Raw genomic sequence first — 17,892 nt, 5'->3', positions numbered from 1 at the left:
ATCCTGGCGACGTGGCCGTTGGTGCTCGGATATGCCGGTAAACGTCGCCACGATATTCGGGCGAGTCCGACCGCCAGGTGTTGGCAAAGCCTGCGACAGCCTCTTCAAGGTTATACAGATAGACGGGCAGTGGCTGGATGGCAGGCGGATCGCTGCGGGCGCTCATTGCGGGTGTCCTCTTGTTCGCCTGACGGCTAGCAGGACCCGTTCTGATTAGACAGTATCCACTATCTAAACAGCACAGCCATAATGGGAGAGCAAGACATGAGCGGAGCGGAGCAGGCCTCGACGGGTGGCCAACGGAGCAGCGGTGACCTTCTCGACCTGGGTGGCCAGGTGGCACTCGTCACCGGGGCCGGCCAGAACGCCGGGCGGGCGACGGCGCTGGAACTGGCGCGGCACAATGCGGGCGGCGTGGCGGTGAACGACTTCGTGGCCGAGCGCGCGGAAGCCGTTGCCGCCGAAATCGAGGCGATGGGCGTGCCCGCGATCGCCGTGCCCTTCGACGTCGGCGATCTTGACGCGATCAAGGCGGCCGACGCCGCGATCAAGGCAAAGCTCGGGCCGGCCACGATCCTGGTCAACAATGCCGGCATGGCGGGACCTGGCGGATCGCTGCGGCCGTCGCTGAACTTCTGGGAGGAGGATCCTTCCAACTGGGAGCGGTACCTGCGCACCAATCTCTACGGCGTGTACAACTGCTGTTACGCATTCATCCCCAATATGGTCGAGGCACGTCGCGGGCGCATCGTCACCATCGTCTCGGATTCGGGGCGCACTGGCGAGCCGAAGCTGGCGGTCTACGCCTCGGCCAAGGCAGGCGCGCAAGGCTTCGTGCGCTCGATCGCCAAGGAGCTCGGGCGCTACAACGTCACCTGCAACGCGATTTCGCTATCCTCGCTGATGCCGGACATGCCCGAGGAGAAGTTGGCCGAAGTCATGGCCAGCGATCACGCCAAGGCGCAGCTGTCGCGATACACGATCCGGCGCTATGGCAAGTCGGCCGATGTGGCGGCGCTGGTCACGTTCCTGTGCTCGCAGGCATCCGAGTGGATCACGGGGCAGACTTATCCGCTGAACGGCGGCTACGCGCCCTCGATGTAGCGTCGCCCGGACACCACCGTTTCCGAAGCATCTGCGCCCCCGCTGCGGTCGGACGTCTGTATCAGGGCGGCAGGCAACCGGCTTGGTGGAGGCGTGGGCATTGCGGACAAGACGGTCGCTTTCGCATAAGGGCGCGGCTGGGGCCGGGCGTCGGGCATGAGCGCGCCTCCGACCGTCTCGGTGGTGATCCCGGCGTACAATGCGGCGCATTGCGTGGCGCGCGCGATCCACTCGGTGCAGGCGCAAACGTTGCAGAGCTTCGAGATCGTCGTGGTCGACGATGCCTCGCAGGATGAAACCCGTGCCGTCGTGCGCCGGCTTGCCGCGGCGGACGGCCGTATCCGGCTGCTGGAGCTGGAGCGAAACGGCGGCCCCTCCGCCGCGCGCAATGCCGGGTTGGCGGCGGCAACCGGAACCTGGACCGCGCTGCTCGATGCCGACGATGCCTTTCGTCCCGAGCGGCTCGCCACATTGTGCACGCTGGCCACGCAGCACGATCTCGATGCGATCGGCGACGATATCGTGCTGTTCGACGACGTGGCCGGGATGGAAGTGGGGGAAGGTGGCTACGTGCGCGCCAGCGGCGTCCATCGGATCTCGCTGGCGGAGTATCTGCGCACCACGACCTATCGTGTCGGCATGGCGGAGGCGTTGTGGCGCGAGGACCGACCGATCTCGCTGCTCAAGCTCGTCATGCGCACGGCGTTTTTGCGCAGCACAGGGCTGACCTACTCGGCGCGGTATCGATACTGCGAGGACTTCCTGTTCTACTACGACCTGCTGCGCTGCGGTGCTCGCCTCGGGTTGCTGGATCGGGCGATGTATCTCTACACAGAGCCATTGGGATCGATCTCGCGGCGCAACTCGCCCCATTCGCGCACGGTGGCTGATCGGCAGTCGGTTATCGATGCGGTGGACGAGTTGCTGGAGCGGGACAGCGCCCTGGCTCCGGTCGAGCGCAGGCTGCTGCTGCAACGGCGGCGCTCCACCGGGATGGCGATGCGGTACTCCGCCTTCCGCCGCGAAACCGCGCACTGCGGCAAGGCCGAGCTGATCACCCGCGTCCTGCGCGAGCCAGCCCTATGGTGCCGCTTCGCGCGCGAGCTGCGACATGGGCTCGCTTCGCGCGTGCGGCACAATCGGCTTTATCGGCGCAAAAGCGCGGAGGTCCCGGCAAGAGCTTGACGCACGCGGCACGGGAGGCTGCCCCATCGTCGTGCCGATGCCTTCCGGATTCGATTGCCGCGCCCTTCGCCGCTGTTTAGCCTCTCCGAATAAACACGGGAGAGAGCGATGGCCGCGACCCTGCCTCACCGGCTGCTGCAGCCGTTCGGTGTTGAGATCGAGCGCGACTTGTCGCAGCCGCTCGATGCTTGCGAAGCGGGGCACCTTGTCGAGCTCTTCCGCGAACACGGCTTGATCCTGGCGCGTGGGCAGGTCCTCTCGATGGGGCGGCAACGCGAGCTCTGCAGACTTCTCGGGCCGATCCTCGAGCGGGAAGGGGAGACCGGGACGCTATCGAACCTGGCCGGTGGGCCGAGCGCCGTGGAACTCGCCTGGCATGCCGACGCCGCCTACACCGAGCACCCGTTCGACGCGCTTTCGCTCCACGCTATCGACGTGGTGGACAAGGCATCCTCGACGCTTTTCGTCAGCGCCGAGCAAGGCTGGCTGCGGCTTCCATCACGCTTGCAGGACAGCCTTCGCGCGGGCGAGCAGGAGATGGTTTCACCGCACTACTCGCAACTGTCGGGCCGCGCCTGCGACCGCGACAACACCGAAGCACTGAAACGCAGCCTGCGCCCGACCGTTGTCACCAACCCGCATAACGGCCGTGCATGCCTGTGGGTGAGCGAACTCCAGACGGCACGATTGTGCGCTGCCGGCGTGGCCGGCGGGCGATCGGTCCTGCACGAGGTTTTCGACGTGCTTTACGAGCCCAGGCACCAGTTCGAGCATCGCTGGCGTAATGGCGACCTGATCATTTGGGACAACATCGCGCTCCAGCACATGCGCGGCAACCTGGCGCAGGTGGGCACTCGGATTCTGCAGCGAGTCATCGTTGGTACGAAAGGTGCTGCACCGCACCTCGGGTGATCGCATGGTGGAAGGCGCCTGCGAGCGTGTGACCGTCCCGACGATGGGCCAGCAGGGCAAGCTTCGAGCTGCGCGTCTAAGCATCCCGAGCGAAGCGATCCCTCCAGTCCATGTGGAGCGAAGTCGAGGACGCAAACCTCGCTGCGCCGTCTTGGGAGATCGCTCGTACGGACCGGTGAAGGTTCGGTTCGGCCGACAAAGGCCGACGTCCAGCCAACCGATTGCACTTTAGCGGGCAACCTCCACGCTCTTGCCGCCAAGCCATTGCCGCAGGACCAGATAGCGGCCGTGCAGGGCGCCACGATCCTGGATGCCGAATCCCAGCAAGGTTCCTTCTTCACCCTCCGCCGCGGGCAACCATTTTACCTGTTCGAGGCCGACACGCAGGCCCTCCCGGCTGAAGTCTCGCGCGCGGGCGATCCCTTCCGCGACGAGGCGGCCGAGGTCGTGGCCCCGGGCAGCGGCAAGCGCCTGGTGCGGCGGCAATGCCTGCTCCTTCAGCAGCGCCTGCAAGGTCCTGTTGGCGTCGGAGTGCATGTCGACATAGGTCCACCCGTCGCACACTTGCGCGAAGTCGCCATGATAGCCACGCAGCCCGGCGGTGTTCATGATCCGGGTTCCCGTCCAACCCGCCCGGGTAAGCGCCGAGGCGACCGGCGGTGCCGAAACTCCGAGGCCAAGGTAGACGAAGGTATCGGGCTCGCCCCCCAGCGCGCGTGCGACCTGATCGTCGGCGGTGTTCGCCAACGGCGAGATCTCTACGCGTGCTACCAGCTCGAGATCGAGGATGGCCGCTTCGTCCTCCAGGTATTTCAGGTGCCGCGTGCCGATCGGCGAGCTGTCGTAGACGACCGCTAACCGTCGCGCTCCACTTTCGGCCAAGTGCCGCGCAATCACTAGCGATTCGTCCTCGTGGCTGCCGACCTGCAGCTGGAACATGTAGCGGCTGCGCGCGCGCTCGGCCCCGGCCCAGTTGATGGTCGGCACCCGCGCGCGCTCGGCCAAGGGGGCGGCGACCAGCGCGTTGTCGCCGATCGCCGGGCCGACGATCAGCACCACGTCCTGCTCGACCAGTTCCTGGAACGCCGTTTCGATCGCTTCGGCCGTGCCGGATGGCAGCCCGAGGCCATAAGCGTGCACGAACTCGACCGATGCAGCTATGCGGCCGCTCGCATGCAAGCGCTCGACCTCGCGTTCGAGCCAATCGGTCAGGTCGCCCGGCCCGGGACCGAGATCCGCCATGTCGTTGACCACACCCACGCGAACCGCTGACGGCATTCGGATCTCCAGGGCAGGCCACCCGCATCATCGCTGCCGCCGGGCTTGGAAATGATCGACTGCCGCGAAAGCTGCACAGACCTTCGGGCACTACATCAATATATGTTAAGCCGAGCGCTCCCCCCGCGCGAACAAAGGCTGATCAAGCTCCGCATAGCTTGGATCCGCCGACCCCAGCCCCAACAATCCCGCGCCTTCGAAGGGCCGCCGGATCTTGAGATCGTACGTGACCACACGCTTGGCAAAGCGCCAGCGACCGTCTTCGCACCGTCGATAGTTGTCGATGTATCGCACCGCCATGAAGTCCTCCTGGCGGGTGCCGTCGCTTCCGGGGATCACGTGATAGGCAAGCGCGTAGACTTCCCCGTTGCCGCTATCCCCGTCCACGCTGACGAGGTGGTTGCATACGTGATGCCCGCTGTAGGGCATGTAGGGCAGCGACTTCTCGATGAAGTTGCAATAAGCGTCGGCCGGCCCATCGAAGCTGTCGCCGTGCGTGTCGGTCGCGTCCGCCGTGTAGAGGTCGCGCAACAGCGCCACGTCCTGCCGGTCGACCGCGCGCGAATAGAGCAGCACGAGTTCGCGGATAGCATCCTTGTCGAGCAGCGTCTGCAGAGCGCTTGCATCCATTCCCGTGCTCATCGTCTCTACTCCCCCGTAACATGCCCGCTCATGGCGGATCTAAAGCAGCGCCGCGTCGTCGAAGGGGTCGATCTGCCCGGCGATGAAGCTTGCTCGCGGCGAGGCGCCCGGCAGCCGCCCGGACGGCTCCTTGGAGGCGGCGATTGGCTTGCTCACGAACGTCGGGCGTTGGCGACGCGTAAGGCCATCTTCGTTGACGAGGCCGATGTTCGCCGTCGCCCCGGTGATCACCGCAGCTTTGCCATTCGATCCCAACTGCATCGCGAGCGCATCTCCTGCCCGGAAGCTTAGGACCAATTGCCCGTGCTGCAATCCGCCGGAGCGATCATCGCCTCCGGGCGGCTCAGCTGTTGCCGGGCGTGCCCAGGATGCAGCGCAGTTCGCCATCCTGGCCGTTCGGTTCGATGCGGCGCAGGAAGCCGTCGGACACGCGATGCAATTTCAGCCCCTTCAGCTTGCCGCCGGTCATCTGCACGACATCGCCGGTGAGCAGATAGCTGCCGCGTCTGCCGGCGGCCCGGTAGCTCGATCCGCGCACGACCGTGAAGTCGAACTCGGTGGCCTGTATGCGCGTGGGACCGCTGGCATCGCCAGGAAGCTCGCACGAATACTTACCCGGATCGAGTGTGCCGATGAGGCCCCCTGGGACGGGCGGCACCTTCCTGGCGGCCAGCACAGGCGAAGCCAGGGTTATCCCGAGCGCCGCCACGCACAGTACGGAAACAAAGGCCGCGGAACGGCGGGCAGCGGGAAGGGCGCGTCGCATGGCTGCTATCGCTAGCACCCGCGCGAGGGAATTGCCACAGCCGCGCGCAAGCGCTAAGGGCCCCGTTCTCCACCGAACAGCATCGCTCTTTCCACCGTAAGGCTCATCCCATGAAGATCAGCGGCGTCGACATTCGCCCCGGCAACATCCTCGAGTACGAGAAGGGTATCTGGAAGGTCGCCAAGACCCAGCACACCCAGCCCGGCAAGGGCGGCGCCTTCATGCAGGTTGAGATGAAGAACCTCATCGACGGCCGCAAGACCAACGTCCGCTTCCGCAGCGCCGACACAGTGGAGAAGGTGCGTCTCGATACCAAGGACTTCCAGTTCCTCTATGCCGAGGGCGAGGACCTGGTGTTCATGGACACGGAGAACTACGACCAGATCAATCTCCCCGCCGACCTTCTGGGCGACGCCGCGGCGTTCCTGCAGGACGGCATGCAGGTTCTGCTCGAACTGTGGGAGGAACGTCCCATCTCGGTCCAATTGCCCGAGCAGGTCGAGGCCACCATCGTCGAGGCCGACGCCGTGGTCAAAGGGCAGACCGCTTCGTCGAGCTACAAGCCGGCCGTTCTCGACAATGGCGTGCGCGTGATGGTGCCCCCTCATATCGAGAGCGGTACGCGGATCGTGGTCGACGTGTACGAGAAGGCCTACGTTCGAAAGGCTGACTAATGCGCATTCCCACGATCATCGCTGCCGCCACTGCTTTGACCGCAGTTCCGGCGATAGCGGCTCCTGCGGCCAAGGCTCCGGCCAAGCCGGCGGCCGCGGCTTCGGGCCAGCAGGCCGAGGTGCAGCAGCATGCGGTGCTCTATCTCAAGGTGCTGATCAGCGGCCTGCAATCCGACAAGGTCGACGCTCCGGCAAAGTCGGCGCTGGTCGGCTGCATCTACAACGCCTCGCTCGGCAAGATTACCGAGTCGGTCGACAAGCTGATCGCCGAAAACACCGACAAGGTCAGCCGCGACAACCCCAGCCAGGTGCTCAGCGCCATCCTGGCCGTCTGCGGCTACACCGGGTCGGGCAACGCGGCCGCTGCCGGGACACCCGCTCCCGGCGCCCCCGCTCCAAAACCAAGCACAGCCCCCAGCGGCAGATAAGGCCAGCGGCTCGCAAGCCGCGGCGATAGAATAAGGAATAACATGGCCCTCTCCGGTCTCATCCGCGTCATGGAAAAGGCGGCCCGCAAGGCCGGTCAGCGCTTGCGTCGCGACTTCGGCGAAGTCGAGCATCTGCAGGCCTCGCGGAAGGGCCCGGCCGATTTCGTGTCCAAAGCGGACCTCGCGGCCGAGCGCACGATCTGGGACGAACTGCGTGCGGCGCGTCCCGACTGGGGCTTCGTGATGGAGGAAGGCGGGGTGATCGAGGGCGATCCCGACAAGCCGCGCTTCATAGTCGATCCGCTCGACGGCACCAGCAACTTCCTGCACGGCATCCCGCATTTCGCCGTGTCCATCGCCGCGCAAGAGCCCAAGCTCGACGGATCGGGTTGGGGTGAGGTGACTGCCGGCGTCGTCTATCAGCCGATCACCGACGAGACATTCTGGGCCGAGAAGGCGCGCGGCGCGTGGTTGCACGATCGCCGTCTGCGCGTTTCGGCACGCCGTCACCTGGATGAAGCGCTGATCGCCACGGGTATTCCCTTCGCCGGGCATGGCGACACGCAGCAGTGGATGAAGATCTACGCCGCGATCGGTCCGCAAGTTGCGGGTATCCGCCGCTTCGGCTCGGCCGCGCTCGATCTCGCCTGGGTTGCCGCCGGACGCTACGAAGGGTTTTGGGAGCAGGGCCTCAAGCCTTGGGACAGCGCTGCGGGCTGCCTGCTGGTGCGCGAAGCTGGCGGCTTCGTGTCCGATTTCCGGGGTCGCTCGGCTCCCATCTGCGACGTGGAAGTGCTCGCCGGCAACGATGTGCTGCATTCGCGCCTGCACAAGCTGCTGGCCGGTGCGCTGAAGGACTGAACTCTCTCACTCGATGGCATAAACTCCGGAACGGACTGAAACCTCAGCGCCCTTGCGTCGTTCGGCAGGGGCATGATGTCCCGTTCCTTCCTGATCTTCAGCTTGTTGTGCAGTGCAGTGCTGCTTGTCGCGGCTCAATCTGCCTTTGCCCGTCCCGACCCTCGCATGGGTGCGGTCAGCAGGTTCGACCTGGCGCAGACGCTGCGCAGCCATCCGGACCAGCGGCGCTTTCGCCTGGGCCAATCGGATCGCACGCCGCGCTTTCGCGACGAGAAGATCAAGCCACACTGGGTCTACAGCCCGGTCGAGGGTGGCCCCGCAGTGGAGGTCGGCGCCTTGGGTGGCGGTCGCAAGGGCACGCCCAAGCTTGCGCACGTCCGTGTGGGCTGGAACTTCTAAGCACGCTTGAACCCGCGCACGCTCCCCGCTAAGCGACGGGTCGCGATAGGCTTGCCCCTGTGGCGGAATGGTAGACGCGATCGACTCAAAATCGATTGTCGCAAGACGTGCCCGTTCGAGTCGGGCCAGGGGCACCACACCGGCGAGGGCGAGGCGCGATGGCCAAGGCGCACGTCGTCCCGGACCTGATCCGGGACCGGTTGCGCCAGTGATGACACGGTCCGCAATGGCGCTCTGTGATAGCTCGCTCGCATGCGAAAACCGGTCCCGGATCAAGTCCGGGACGACCGGGTTCTGTAAGCTCTTTCTGACACTCTCACGTAAATCGCAGCTTCGCGCGCGAAATCGTTGTCAGCGTAACCGACATTTTACGCCTTTCACTTAAGTAAGCGTCCTGTCCTATCCCGGACCGGGAAGATCGACGCGTACCGATGATCCGTCTGTTCAAACACTACATCCCGCATGCGGTGATCCTGCTGTGGCTGGTCGACCTGACGATGCTCGTGGCGGCGAACGAGATGTCGTGGCGCCTGCGCGCCGGGCAGATCGGGATCGAGATCGGCTCGATGACGGATCGGGCCTGGGCGCACTTCGGCTTCGCGGCCATGGTGGTCACGGCAATGATCGCAGTGGGCGTCTACGGCGCGGACGCGCTGCGCTCCATGCGGTTTGCCGCCGCGCGGCTGCTGGTGGCCATTTCGCTGGGGGTCATCGCGCTCTCGTTTCTAGACTTCCTCATCGGCGGGCAGACCTTCTGGCGCTCCACGCTCGCCTACTCGATGGCTATTGCCTTCTGCCTCCTGATCGCCGACCGACTGATCCTGGGTGGGTTCCTGGGAACTTCGGCCTTTCGTCGCCGCGTGCTGGTGCTCGGCGCCGGCAATCGCGCGCAGCGCTTGCGGCAGCTGGGCGACCGTCCTGAGAGTGGCTTCGCCATCGTCGGCTACGTCGGCATGAGCGAGGCGGCCCCTGTGATCGAAGAGGCAATCCCGCGCGCCGCGATTCACAATCTGACGCGATACGTGGAGAACCTCGGCGTCAGCGAAGTGGTGCTGGCGCTGGAGGAGCGCCGCAACGCGCTGCCGCTGAAGGACCTGCTGCGGATCAAGACCGCGGGCGTGCACGTCAACGAGTTCTCCAGCTTCCTGGAACGTGAGACGGGTCGCGTAGACCTCGGCACCGTCAACCCGAGCTGGCTGATCTTCTCCGATGGCTTCTCGTCGGGCCGCATGATTTCCAGCGCAGCCAAGCGCGTGTTCGATATCGGCGCCAGCGCGTTGCTGCTGGTGATCACCGCGCCGGTGATCCTGGTCTTCGCCATCCTGGTCAAGCTCGACAGCAAGGGGCCTGCCTTCTACCGCCAGAAGCGGGTCGGCCTGTTCGGGCAGAGCTTCGACGTCATCAAGCTGCGCTCGATGCGCACCGATGCCGAAGCCGCCGGTGCGCAGTGGGCCAGCAAGGATGATCCGCGCGTCACCCGCATCGGCAACTTCATCCGCAAGGTTCGCATCGACGAACTGCCTCAGACCTGGACCGTCCTGAAGGGCGAGATGAGCTTCGTCGGCCCACGCCCCGAGCGCCCCGAGTTCGTCGCCGATCTGGAAGAGCACCTGCCGTACTATGCCGAGCGTCACATGGTGAAGCCGGGGATCACCGGCTGGGCGCAGATCAACTATCCCTACGGCGCCTCGATCGAGGATTCGCGCAACAAGCTCGAATACGATCTCTATTACGCCAAGAACTATACCCCCTTCCTCGACCTGCTGATCCTGCTGCAGACGCTGCGCGTGGTGCTGTGGAGCGAAGGCGCGCGCTGATGTTTGAGCTCAGTCCGGGCGGACCGGCCGACATCTGGAGCGTGGTCGCGCTCGTGCTGCACGGGACTGCGGCGATCGCAGCGGCGACCCTGGCCATCTGGCTGCGCCCGCGTGCGGCGCGGCTCGGCACGGCCGGGCAGGCGACGGTTGCGGCACTGCTGGCGACGGCGCTGTGGTCGCTCGCCGAGGGGCTGGAACTGCGCGGCACGCTGCCGATCACCGTGTTGCAGGTGGCGCGCGACCTTGCGTGGTTGCTGGTGATCTATCGCCTGTTTGCCGATGACGGTCGGCACAGCAGCCTCGCGCCGATCCGCCCGGTGCTCCTGGCGCTCGTCTTCGTCGAGCTGGCATTGCTGAGTATCGACGTGCTGGTGGGTGAGGTGCGGATCGATGCAGAGGTCGCCGCCATCGCGCACGGGCTGGGCGTCATGCTTCACCTGCTGGTCACCGTCGGCGCGCTGGTGCTGGTCCACAATCTCTACGGCGGCGCCGCCCGCGAGGCGCGACTGTCCTTGCGCTGGCCTGCGGCGGCTTTGGCGGTGCTCTGGGTGTTCGAGCTGAACCTCTACACCGTCGCCTATCTCGCGCAGGGCTGGCCGCGTGAGATGGCGGCGTTGCGGGGGTTGGCGACGATGGGCCTGGTCAGCCTGCTCGCGATCGCCGCCACCCACGGCCGCGAGGCGCTGCGGCTGCGGCCTTCGCGCGCGGTGACGTTCCAGACCTTCTCGCTGCTGCTGATCGGGGTCTACCTGGTCGGCATGGTGTTGATTGCGCAGTGGCTGTCCTATGTCGGCGGCGACTTCGCGCGGCTGATCGAGCTTTGCTTCCTCACCGTCGCGAGTGCGGTCGCACTGCTGGCGCTGCCGTCGCGCCGGATGCGCAGCTGGCTCAAGGTCGTGATGACCAAGCACTTGTTCCAGCATCGCTACGACTATCGCGAAGAGTGGCTGCGCTTTACCCGCACCATCGGCACAACCGGCCCTGATGCGGCGCCCTTGGGCGAGCGCGTGGTGAAGGCCTTGGCGGACGTGACGGGCAGTCCTGCCGGGCTGCTGCTGGTCAGCGACGACAATGGCGAACCCTCGCTCGCCGCTCGCTGGAACTGGCAAGGGATCGACGGGCCCGCGGCTCTCGCCCCCGACTTCGCCGGCTTTCTGGAACGCGAGAACTTCATCGCCGAGCTCGACGACATGCGCCAGCAGCGTGGGGTGCGAGCTGAGGTGCCCCGGGCTCCGGCCTGGCTGCTCGACGATCCGCGTGCCTGGGCGCTGGTGCCGCTGATCCACTACGATCGGCTGGTGGCCGTCGTGGTGCTCGCGCGGCCGCTGCTCAAGCGTAAGCTCGATTGGGAGGACTTCGACCTGCTGCGCGTCATCGGCCAGCAGCTCGCCAGCTACCTGGCCGAGAACGCGAGCCAGGAGGCGCTGGCCGAGGCGGGCCGCTTCGACGACTTCAACCGCCGCATCGCCTTCGTCATGCATGACATCAAGAACCTGGCGAGCCAGTTCAGCCTGCTTGCCCGCAACGCCGAGCTTCATGCCGAGAAGAAGGCCTTTCGCGACGACATGCTGGTGACGCTGCGCAGCTCGTCCGAGAAGTTGAACGCGCTCATCGCGCGCCTCTCGCGCTATGGCACCGGTGGCATCGACCGGATCGAGGAGATCGCCCTCGACGAGGTCGCCAGGACCGTGATGGCGCGTTTCGCCGGCAACCCGCAAGTGCGCCTCGCCGAATGTGAGCGGCTGCATGCGTTGGCGAGCCGCCACTCGCTCGAGCAGGTCCTGACCCATCTGCTGCAGAACGCGCTAGACGCCAGTCCGCCCAGGAGCCCGGTGTTCCTGTCGCTGGTGGCACAGGACGGTCAGGCGCGGATCGAGGTGGTCGATTCAGGTTCCGGCATGTCGCCCGAGTTCGTCCGCAACCGCCTGTTCAAGCCTTTCGTCTCGACCAAGAGTGGCGGCTTCGGCATCGGCGCCTTCGAGGCGCGCGAACTGGTGCGCGCGATGCGCGGCCGGCTGGACGTTGACTCGCGCGAGGGCATCGGCTCGCGCTTCATCGTGCGTCTGCCGCTGAAGGTCAGCAGCGCGGACGCGACACGGGCCTCGGAGGTGGCATGAGCAACGACAAGACTTCATCGCTGCCCAAGCTGCTGATCGTCGAGGACGACGCCGGGCTGCAGGCGCAGCTCAAATGGTCTTACGAGGACTTCGAGGTTTTGATCGCGGGCGATCGTGCTTCGGCTCTGGCATTGCTGCGTTCCGAAGCTCCCGACGTGGTCACGCTCGACCTTGGCCTGCCGCCCGATCCCGATGGGGTGACCGAGGGCTTTGCCGTGCTCGACGAGATCATGGCGCTCAAGCCCGACACCAAGGTCATCGTCGCGTCCGGACACGGCGCGCGAGAGAGTGCGCTGCAGGCGATCGCGCGCGGGGCCTACGACTTCTATCAGAAGCCCGTCGACATCGATGCGCTGGGTCTCATCGTGCGCCGCGCCTTGCAGCTTCACCGCCTGGAGGACGAGAACCGCCGCCTTGCCGCCAGGGTGGAGAAGGGCGACAAGGTGCTCGGCCGCATGATCACGGCCGCGCCCGAAATGCTGAAGGTGGCTCGCACCATCGAGCGGGTAGCCAACACCAAGGTATCGGTCATGCTGCTGGGGGCGAGCGGCACCGGCAAGGAACTTCTGGCGCGCGGGTTGCACGAGGCGAGCGATCGGGCTGGCGGCACGTTCGTCGCCATCAACTGCGCCGCGATCCCCGAGAACCTCCTCGAAAGCGAGCTATTCGGTCACGAGAAGGGTGCCTTCACCGGCGCGATCAAGACCACCCAGGGCAAGATCGAGCAAGCCGCGGGCGGCACGCTGTTCCTGGACGAAGTGGGTGACATCCCGTTCCAGCTGCAGGTCAAGCTGCTGCGCTTCCTGCAGGAGCGGGTGATCGAGCGGGTCGGCTCGCGGACCTCGATAGCGGTGGACACGCGGGTGGTCTGCGCCACGCACCAGGACCTGGAGGCGATGATCGCGCAAGGCCGCTTCCGTGAGGATCTATACTATCGCCTCGCCGAGATCGTCGTGCGCATTCCCACACTGGCCGAGCGGCCCGGCGATGCGACGCTGCTGGCCAAGACCTTCCTCACGCGCTTCGCCAAGGAGATGAACCCCAGCGTGCGCGGCTTTGCCGCCGACGCGTTGGCGGCGATCGATGGGTGGGCATGGCCGGGCAACGTGCGCGAGCTGGAAAACCGCGTGAAGCGCGCCGTCATCATGGCCGACGGCAAGCTGGTCCATGCCGCCGACCTCGACCTGGCGCAGCCGGACGAGCAGGCGCTCAACGCCTTGAACCTCAAGACGGCACGCGAGGCGGCCGACCGCAAGGTGATCCGCCATGCCCTGGCGCGCAGCGAGGGCAATATCTCCAGCACCGCGAAGATGCTCGGGATCAGCCGTCCGACGCTTTATGATCTGCTCAAGCAGTACGATCTCCACGGCTAGGCCGCGCCACCGGGTCCGCAGGAGCCGCTGGCTGGTCGCGTGCATCGCAGCGGTCGGGCTCTGGCTGATGCCGCTTGCCAGCCACGCCGAGGGGGAGCCGCGCGCGGCGCTGATCTCGGCAGCTCGGCAGGCACTGGTGCGCAACGATGCCATCGACGCCGAGATGAAACTGCGGCGCGCATTGGCTCGCGGCGCCTCGCGTGAGCAGGTCGCGGCGTACCTGGGGAATGCCTACTTCCGCCAGGGCGACCGCGCGAGAGCGCGCAAGTGGTTGGCGCCGGGCGTATTCTCGCGCGAAACCGCCAGCGAGGGCTTCCGGGTGCTCGCACAGCTGGAGATTGCGGAGAATAACCTCGCCGCGGCAGACAGGGCCTACGATCGGGCGCTGGACGTGACGCCGCGCGATGCCGACTTGTGGGTCGAGATCGGCCGCCTGCGATACCGCGCCGGTGAGCACATCGCGGCGATCCAGGCCGCGGACCACGCGATCGCGCTGAACTCGCGCAACGTGCGTGCGCTTGAGTTCCGTGGCCAGTTGGTGCGGGATCGCTACGGCCTGCTTGCCGGGCTTCCGTGGTTCGAAGCGGCACTGGCACAGGCTCCGAAGGACCTGTCGGTGCTGGGTGAGTACGCGGCGAGCCTGGGTGAACTGGGTCGTGGCAGCGAGATGCTGGCCGTCACCCGGCGCATGCTGCAGGTCAATGCCGGCAACCCGCGGGCCTATTACCTGCAAGCGGTGCTCGCCGCGCGGGCGGGACGCTATGAGCTGGCGCGCGGATTGCTGGCGCGCACCCGAGGCAAGCTCGATGGCCAGCCCTCGACGCTGTTGCTCGAAGCCGTGCTGGAACTGGCGGCGGGCAACGAACAGACCGCCTCGGAGCTGTGCGAGCAAGTGCTGGAGCGTCAGCCGCAGAACCAGCGCGCAGGGCCCTTGCTCGCACGCGCGCTTTTCGAGGGCGGGCAGTACCGCTACCTTACGATCCGCTTTCGCGACGAGATCGGGCGCGAGGATGCCTCGCCTTACGTGCTGACCCTGGCCGCGCGCAGCCATGAGATCCTCGGCGAGCGCGACACCGCCGGCGCATTGCTCGACCGGGCCGCGATGCCGGAGCGGGCAGGCGTGCGCGTGGTCGGCCAGGGGAGCGCCATCGGCGCGCTGATGGCGCAAGGCCGCTCGCAGGATGCCGCCACCGCTGCCGAGCGCGCGCTGGGCGCAAGGCCGGGTTCGTACGACAACCAGTCGCAGGCCGGCGACGTGCAGCTGGCGCTGGGCAATGCCGCCGCCGCCCAGCAGCATTACGCCGCCGCGTCGCAAGTCCGCCTGCCCGAGAACCTGCTGCTTCGCCGGTTCGAGGCCTATGCCGCCGCGAACGACGTGCGCGGCGCGGCCGAGATGGTCCACGGCTACCTGCTCCAGAACCCCGGCAGCCGCGCCGCCTTGCGGCTGCAGGCAGGCCTTGCCGCACGCGGCGGTGATGCCGGGAGAGCTGCGGACATACTCGACTACTTGCGACGCACGGGGTCGGGACAGGACGTGCAGTTGCTCACCGATCTGAGCCTCGTCCAGTTGGCTGGCGGCGCGTCCGATGCTGCCGCCGATGCCGCTAGCCAGGCCTATCGCCTGCAGCGTGCCAGCCCGGTCGCGGCGCAGGCATTGGCCTTGAGCTACGCCACGCTCTCGATCCGCCGTGCTCAGGCGATGGCTCTTTTGGACAAGGCCCGGCACATGCTCGGCGACAACCCGCTGCTGGCCCAAGCGCGCGGAAGGTTGAATCGCCAGGGCTGATCCCTGCGCGTGTCACTTCGGTTGGTAAGTCTGCTCCGCTCCCGGAAAGCTGCGCGCGCGTACTTCCTCGGCGTACTTCGCCGCCGTGTCGTCGATCATGCCGGCGATGTCCGCGTAGCGCTTCACGAACCGCGGCACCCGCTCGAACATGCCGAGCATGTCCTCGGTGACTAGCACCTGTCCATCGCACTTTGCCGAAGCGCCGATGCCGATGGTCGGGATCGCCAGCGCCTCGGTCAGCGCGATCGCGATCGGTTCGATCACGCCTTCGATCACCACCGCGAAGGCGCCCGCCTGCGCCACGGCCTCACCGTCCGCGACGATCTTGGCATGCTCGGCTTCGCTGCGACCGCGCGCGGCATATCCGCCCAGCGCGTTCACTGCCTGCGGGGTGAGGCCGATATGCGCCATCACCGGGATGCCGCGCTGGGTGAGGAAGGCGATCGTTTCCGCCATCGCCTGCCCGCCCTCGAGCTTCACCCCGGCCGCCCCCGTCTCCGCCATGATCCGGCTCGCGGATGCGAACGCCGCTTGCGGGCTTGCCTCGTAGGAGCCGAAGGGCATGTCGACGATCACCACCGAATGGTAGCTTCCGCGCACCACCGCGGCGCCGTGTGCGATCATCATATCGAGCGTGACGGGCAGGGTGGAGGGCAGGCCGTAGATCACCTGGCCAAGCGAGTCCCCCACCAGCAGGAGGTCGCAATGCGGGTCCAGCAACTGCGCCTGGCGCGCGGTGTAGGCCGTCAGCATCACCAGCGGTTCGGCCGTGACACCATCCTTCTTGCGCCGCTGGATCGCGGGCACCGTCAGCCGCTTCATCGGCGCAGGAGTGGGGTTCGCGCGACTGGTCGCGGTGTCGAGTTGAAAGGTGGTGGACATGGCCCGCCTTCTAGCGCGGTCACCGAAATGACGCAAAGCCGGGGACGCACGCGCGATTGCCCTTGCCAAGCGACCGCTTGCCGCTAGCGTTTGCCATATCCATGCGCTTATTTTCCGGGGGTTACCGCATGTTCGGTCGCGTAAAGTCGTTAGATGCCATTCTGGCGACGGCTGAAAAGAAATCTCTCCATCGCTCGCTGGGCGCTTTCCAGCTCACCATGCTGGGTATCGGCGCGGTGATCGGCACCGGCATCTTCGTGCTGACGGCCGAGGCCGCGCAGAAAGCCGGACCCGGTATGATGCTCTCGTTCGTGATCGCCGGCTTCGTCTGCGCGGTAGCGGCACTGTGCTACGCCGAGATGGCGGCGATGGTGCCGGTATCCGGCTCGGCTTACACCTACAGCTACGCGGTGATGGGCGAACTAGTCGCCTGGATGGTGGGCTGGGCGCTGATCCTGGAATATGCGATCGCGGCGGGCGCGGTTTCGGTCGGCTGGTCGGGCTATTTCATCGGCTGGCTGAACTCGAGTTTCGACCTCAACGTGCCCTACACACTGGTGCGCGGTCCCTTCGACGGCGGGGTCATCAACCTGCCGGCCATGCTGATCGCGGCCGCCGTGACGGCGTTGCTGATCAAGGGCACCAAGGAGAGCGCCACCGTCAACGCCGTGCTGGTCGGCGTGAAGATCCTGGCGCTGACGCTGTTCGTCATACTGGCGATCCCCGTCATCAAGTCGGGCCAGTTCACGCCGTTCGCACCGCTCGGCTTTGCCGGCATTTCCGGCGCAGCGGCTTCGATCTTCTTCGCCTATGTCGGCTTCGATGCGGTCTCGACCGCTGCGGAGGAAACCAAGAACCCGCAGCGCAACATGCCGATCGGCCTGATCGGCAGCCTCGCGATCTGCACGATCTTCTACATGCTGGTCGCAGCGGGCGTGATCGGCACGGTGGGTGCGCAGCCGATCTACGGACCGGGTGGCGAGGCGCTGTCGCCGGGAACTCCGGCGCTGTCGCAGGCCTGCACCGCGATCCAGGAGAACGCCGTCGTCTGCTCCAAGGAGGCGCTGGCCTGGACGCTCAAGCAGATCGGCTATCCGTTCGTCGGCTGGCTGGTGGGCGCGGCAGCGATCATCGCCTTGCCGTCCGTGATCCTCATGATGATGTTCGGACAGACCCGCATCTTCTTCGTCATGAGCCGTGACGGCCTGCTGCCCGAGTTCTTCTCGAAGGTGCATCCCAGGTTCCACACGCCGCACATCATCACGCTGATCACCGGCTTGTTCGTGACGCTGTTCGCCGCTTTCTTCCCGGTCGGCCTGCTGGCGGACGTCTCCAACTCCGGCACGCTCTTCGCATTCGCCGCAGTGTCGATCGCGGTCATGGTGCTGCGCAAGACGGACGCGGGCCGCCACCGGCCGTTCCGCACCCCGGCGATCATGATCACCGCGCCGCTGTCGATCGCAGGTTGCGTTTACTTGTTCTTCAGCCTTTCGGCGGTCACGATCCAGCTGTTCTTCGGCTGGGCCTTGATCGGGCTGGTGGTGTACTACCTTTACAGCCGCAACCGCAGCCATGTCGGTCGCGGGCTGATGGAAGTGCACGAGAGTGATGCCGACATCCCGCCGGCTCCTGGCACGACCTGACCATCCTGGAGGCCCTTGCGGATGT

Annotated in this window: 17 protein-coding genes and 1 tRNA gene; 13 read left to right on the top strand and 5 right to left on the bottom strand. The window is 66.3% G+C overall.

Going from position 1 to position 17,892, the window contains the following annotated elements:
* Positions 1-264 precede the first annotated feature (264 nt).
* The 3 genes from HNO88_RS00725 (at position 265) to HNO88_RS00715 (ending at position 3,201) form a co-directional block, all read left to right on the top strand.
* Positions 265-1,104: an SDR family NAD(P)-dependent oxidoreductase gene (locus tag HNO88_RS00725; protein ID WP_184241765.1), complete on the top strand. Its 840-nt coding sequence runs from the start codon at positions 265-267 to the stop codon at positions 1,102-1,104.
* A gap of 156 nt (positions 1,105-1,260) precedes the next feature.
* On the top strand, positions 1,261-2,289 hold the full coding sequence (locus HNO88_RS00720; RefSeq protein ID WP_184241763.1) for a glycosyltransferase family 2 protein: 1,029 nt from the start codon (positions 1,261-1,263) through the stop codon (positions 2,287-2,289).
* A 108-nt stretch (positions 2,290-2,397) separates the two neighbouring features.
* Entirely contained in the window at positions 2,398-3,201 is an 804-nt protein-coding gene (locus HNO88_RS00715; protein ID WP_184241761.1) for a TauD/TfdA dioxygenase family protein, read from the top strand.
* Between the two features lie 228 nt (positions 3,202-3,429).
* Here the strand turns inward: HNO88_RS00715 and HNO88_RS00710 are convergent, their stop codons facing one another.
* The 4 genes from HNO88_RS00710 to HNO88_RS00695 all read right to left on the bottom strand — a co-directional run bounded on the left by HNO88_RS00710 (position 3,430) and on the right by HNO88_RS00695 (position 5,887).
* Entirely contained in the window at positions 3,430-4,479 is a 1,050-nt protein-coding gene (locus tag HNO88_RS00710; protein ID WP_184241759.1) for an ABC transporter substrate-binding protein, read from the bottom strand.
* Positions 4,480-4,584: 105 nt separating this feature from the next.
* The gene (locus tag HNO88_RS00705) at positions 4,585-5,109 is read right to left on the bottom strand and encodes a nuclear transport factor 2 family protein (RefSeq protein WP_184241757.1); all 525 of its coding nucleotides are present in this window, start codon (positions 5,107-5,109) and stop codon (positions 4,585-4,587) included.
* 51 nt (positions 5,110-5,160) lie between these two features.
* Complete coding sequence (locus HNO88_RS00700; RefSeq protein ID WP_184241755.1) at positions 5,161-5,382, bottom strand: hypothetical protein; 222 nt, start codon at positions 5,380-5,382, stop codon at positions 5,161-5,163.
* Positions 5,383-5,464: 82 nt separating this feature from the next.
* A complete protein-coding gene (locus HNO88_RS00695; protein ID WP_246381073.1) occupies positions 5,465-5,887 on the bottom strand; it encodes a hypothetical protein in 423 nt (140 codons plus the stop codon).
* A 110-nt stretch (positions 5,888-5,997) separates the two neighbouring features.
* Between HNO88_RS00695 and efp the strand changes: the two genes are divergently transcribed.
* The 9 genes from efp to HNO88_RS00650 all read left to right on the top strand — a co-directional run bounded on the left by efp (position 5,998) and on the right by HNO88_RS00650 (position 15,342).
* Entirely contained in the window at positions 5,998-6,561 is a 564-nt protein-coding gene (gene efp, locus HNO88_RS00690; RefSeq protein WP_159866806.1) for an elongation factor P, read from the top strand.
* Positions 6,561-6,989: a hypothetical protein gene (locus HNO88_RS00685; protein WP_184241753.1), complete on the top strand. Its 429-nt coding sequence runs from the start codon at positions 6,561-6,563 to the stop codon at positions 6,987-6,989. The genes efp and HNO88_RS00685 overlap by 1 nt, the downstream gene beginning before the upstream one ends.
* A 42-nt stretch (positions 6,990-7,031) precedes the next feature.
* On the top strand, positions 7,032-7,850 hold the full coding sequence (locus tag HNO88_RS00680; RefSeq protein WP_184241752.1) for an inositol monophosphatase family protein: 819 nt from the start codon (positions 7,032-7,034) through the stop codon (positions 7,848-7,850).
* Between the two features lie 75 nt (positions 7,851-7,925).
* Entirely contained in the window at positions 7,926-8,249 is a 324-nt protein-coding gene (locus HNO88_RS00675; RefSeq protein WP_184241750.1) for a hypothetical protein, read from the top strand.
* Between the two features lie 53 nt (positions 8,250-8,302).
* Positions 8,303-8,386, top strand: a tRNA-Leu gene (locus HNO88_RS00670).
* A 294-nt stretch (positions 8,387-8,680) separates the two neighbouring features.
* On the top strand, positions 8,681-10,066 hold the full coding sequence (locus tag HNO88_RS00665; RefSeq protein WP_184241748.1) for a TIGR03013 family XrtA/PEP-CTERM system glycosyltransferase: 1,386 nt from the start codon (positions 8,681-8,683) through the stop codon (positions 10,064-10,066).
* Positions 10,066-12,183 carry an XrtA/PEP-CTERM system histidine kinase PrsK gene (gene prsK / locus HNO88_RS00660; RefSeq protein ID WP_184241746.1) on the top strand — a complete coding sequence of 706 codons (2,118 nt, stop codon included), beginning with the start codon at positions 10,066-10,068 and terminating at the stop codon, positions 12,181-12,183. The genes HNO88_RS00665 and prsK overlap by 1 nt, the downstream gene beginning before the upstream one ends.
* Positions 12,180-13,556, top strand: coding sequence for a PEP-CTERM-box response regulator transcription factor (prsR, locus tag HNO88_RS00655; protein WP_184241744.1), 1,377 nt, complete (start codon positions 12,180-12,182; stop codon positions 13,554-13,556). The genes prsK and prsR overlap by 4 nt, the downstream gene beginning before the upstream one ends.
* A 67-nt stretch (positions 13,557-13,623) precedes the next feature.
* On the top strand, positions 13,624-15,342 hold the full coding sequence (locus HNO88_RS00650; protein ID WP_184241742.1) for a tetratricopeptide repeat protein: 1,719 nt from the start codon (positions 13,624-13,626) through the stop codon (positions 15,340-15,342).
* Positions 15,343-15,354: 12 nt separating this feature from the next.
* Here HNO88_RS00650 and panB read toward each other — a convergent pair whose 3' ends face one another.
* Complete coding sequence (gene panB / locus HNO88_RS00645; RefSeq protein WP_184241740.1) at positions 15,355-16,224, bottom strand: 3-methyl-2-oxobutanoate hydroxymethyltransferase; 870 nt, start codon at positions 16,222-16,224, stop codon at positions 15,355-15,357.
* Between the two features lie 128 nt (positions 16,225-16,352).
* Here panB and HNO88_RS00640 point away from each other — a divergent pair, with 128 nt between their 5' ends.
* Complete coding sequence (locus HNO88_RS00640; RefSeq protein ID WP_184241738.1) at positions 16,353-17,867, top strand: amino acid permease; 1,515 nt, start codon at positions 16,353-16,355, stop codon at positions 17,865-17,867.
* Positions 17,868-17,892 lie beyond the last annotated feature (25 nt).

It is taken from the genome of Novosphingobium chloroacetimidivorans (assembly GCF_014204535.1).
In the GTDB taxonomy this organism is placed as follows: Bacteria; Pseudomonadota; Alphaproteobacteria; order Sphingomonadales; family Sphingomonadaceae; genus Novosphingobium; species Novosphingobium chloroacetimidivorans.
The sequence above is the reverse complement of the archived record's forward strand: the minus strand, read 5'-3'. Positions and strand labels throughout refer to the sequence as shown.

Excerpts from the sequence above, each read along its gene's own strand:
- HNO88_RS00725 (WP_184241765.1), top strand. The coding sequence starts at position 265 with ATGAGCGGAGCGGAGCAGGCCTCGACGGGTGGCCAACGGAGCAGCGGT.
- HNO88_RS00720 (WP_184241763.1), top strand. The coding sequence starts at position 1,261 with ATGAGCGCGCCTCCGACCGTCTCGGTGGTGATCCCGGCGTACAATGCG.
- HNO88_RS00715 (WP_184241761.1), top strand. The coding sequence starts at position 2,398 with ATGGCCGCGACCCTGCCTCACCGGCTGCTGCAGCCGTTCGGTGTTGAG.
- HNO88_RS00710 (WP_184241759.1), bottom strand. The coding sequence starts at position 4,479 with ATGCCGTCAGCGGTTCGCGTGGGTGTGGTCAACGACATGGCGGATCTC.
- HNO88_RS00705 (WP_184241757.1), bottom strand. The coding sequence starts at position 5,109 with ATGGATGCAAGCGCTCTGCAGACGCTGCTCGACAAGGATGCTATCCGC.
- HNO88_RS00700 (WP_184241755.1), bottom strand. The coding sequence starts at position 5,382 with ATGCAGTTGGGATCGAATGGCAAAGCTGCGGTGATCACCGGGGCGACG.
- HNO88_RS00695 (WP_246381073.1), bottom strand. The coding sequence starts at position 5,887 with ATGCGACGCGCCCTTCCCGCTGCCCGCCGTTCCGCGGCCTTTGTTTCC.
- efp (WP_159866806.1), top strand. The coding sequence starts at position 5,998 with ATGAAGATCAGCGGCGTCGACATTCGCCCCGGCAACATCCTCGAGTAC.
- HNO88_RS00685 (WP_184241753.1), top strand. The coding sequence starts at position 6,561 with ATGCGCATTCCCACGATCATCGCTGCCGCCACTGCTTTGACCGCAGTT.
- HNO88_RS00680 (WP_184241752.1), top strand. The coding sequence starts at position 7,032 with ATGGCCCTCTCCGGTCTCATCCGCGTCATGGAAAAGGCGGCCCGCAAG.
- HNO88_RS00675 (WP_184241750.1), top strand. The coding sequence starts at position 7,926 with ATGTCCCGTTCCTTCCTGATCTTCAGCTTGTTGTGCAGTGCAGTGCTG.
- HNO88_RS00665 (WP_184241748.1), top strand. The coding sequence starts at position 8,681 with ATGATCCGTCTGTTCAAACACTACATCCCGCATGCGGTGATCCTGCTG.
- prsK (WP_184241746.1), top strand. The coding sequence starts at position 10,066 with ATGTTTGAGCTCAGTCCGGGCGGACCGGCCGACATCTGGAGCGTGGTC.
- prsR (WP_184241744.1), top strand. The coding sequence starts at position 12,180 with ATGAGCAACGACAAGACTTCATCGCTGCCCAAGCTGCTGATCGTCGAG.
- HNO88_RS00650 (WP_184241742.1), top strand. The coding sequence starts at position 13,624 with ATGCCGCTTGCCAGCCACGCCGAGGGGGAGCCGCGCGCGGCGCTGATC.
- panB (WP_184241740.1), bottom strand. The coding sequence starts at position 16,224 with ATGTCCACCACCTTTCAACTCGACACCGCGACCAGTCGCGCGAACCCC.
- HNO88_RS00640 (WP_184241738.1), top strand. The coding sequence starts at position 16,353 with ATGTTCGGTCGCGTAAAGTCGTTAGATGCCATTCTGGCGACGGCTGAA.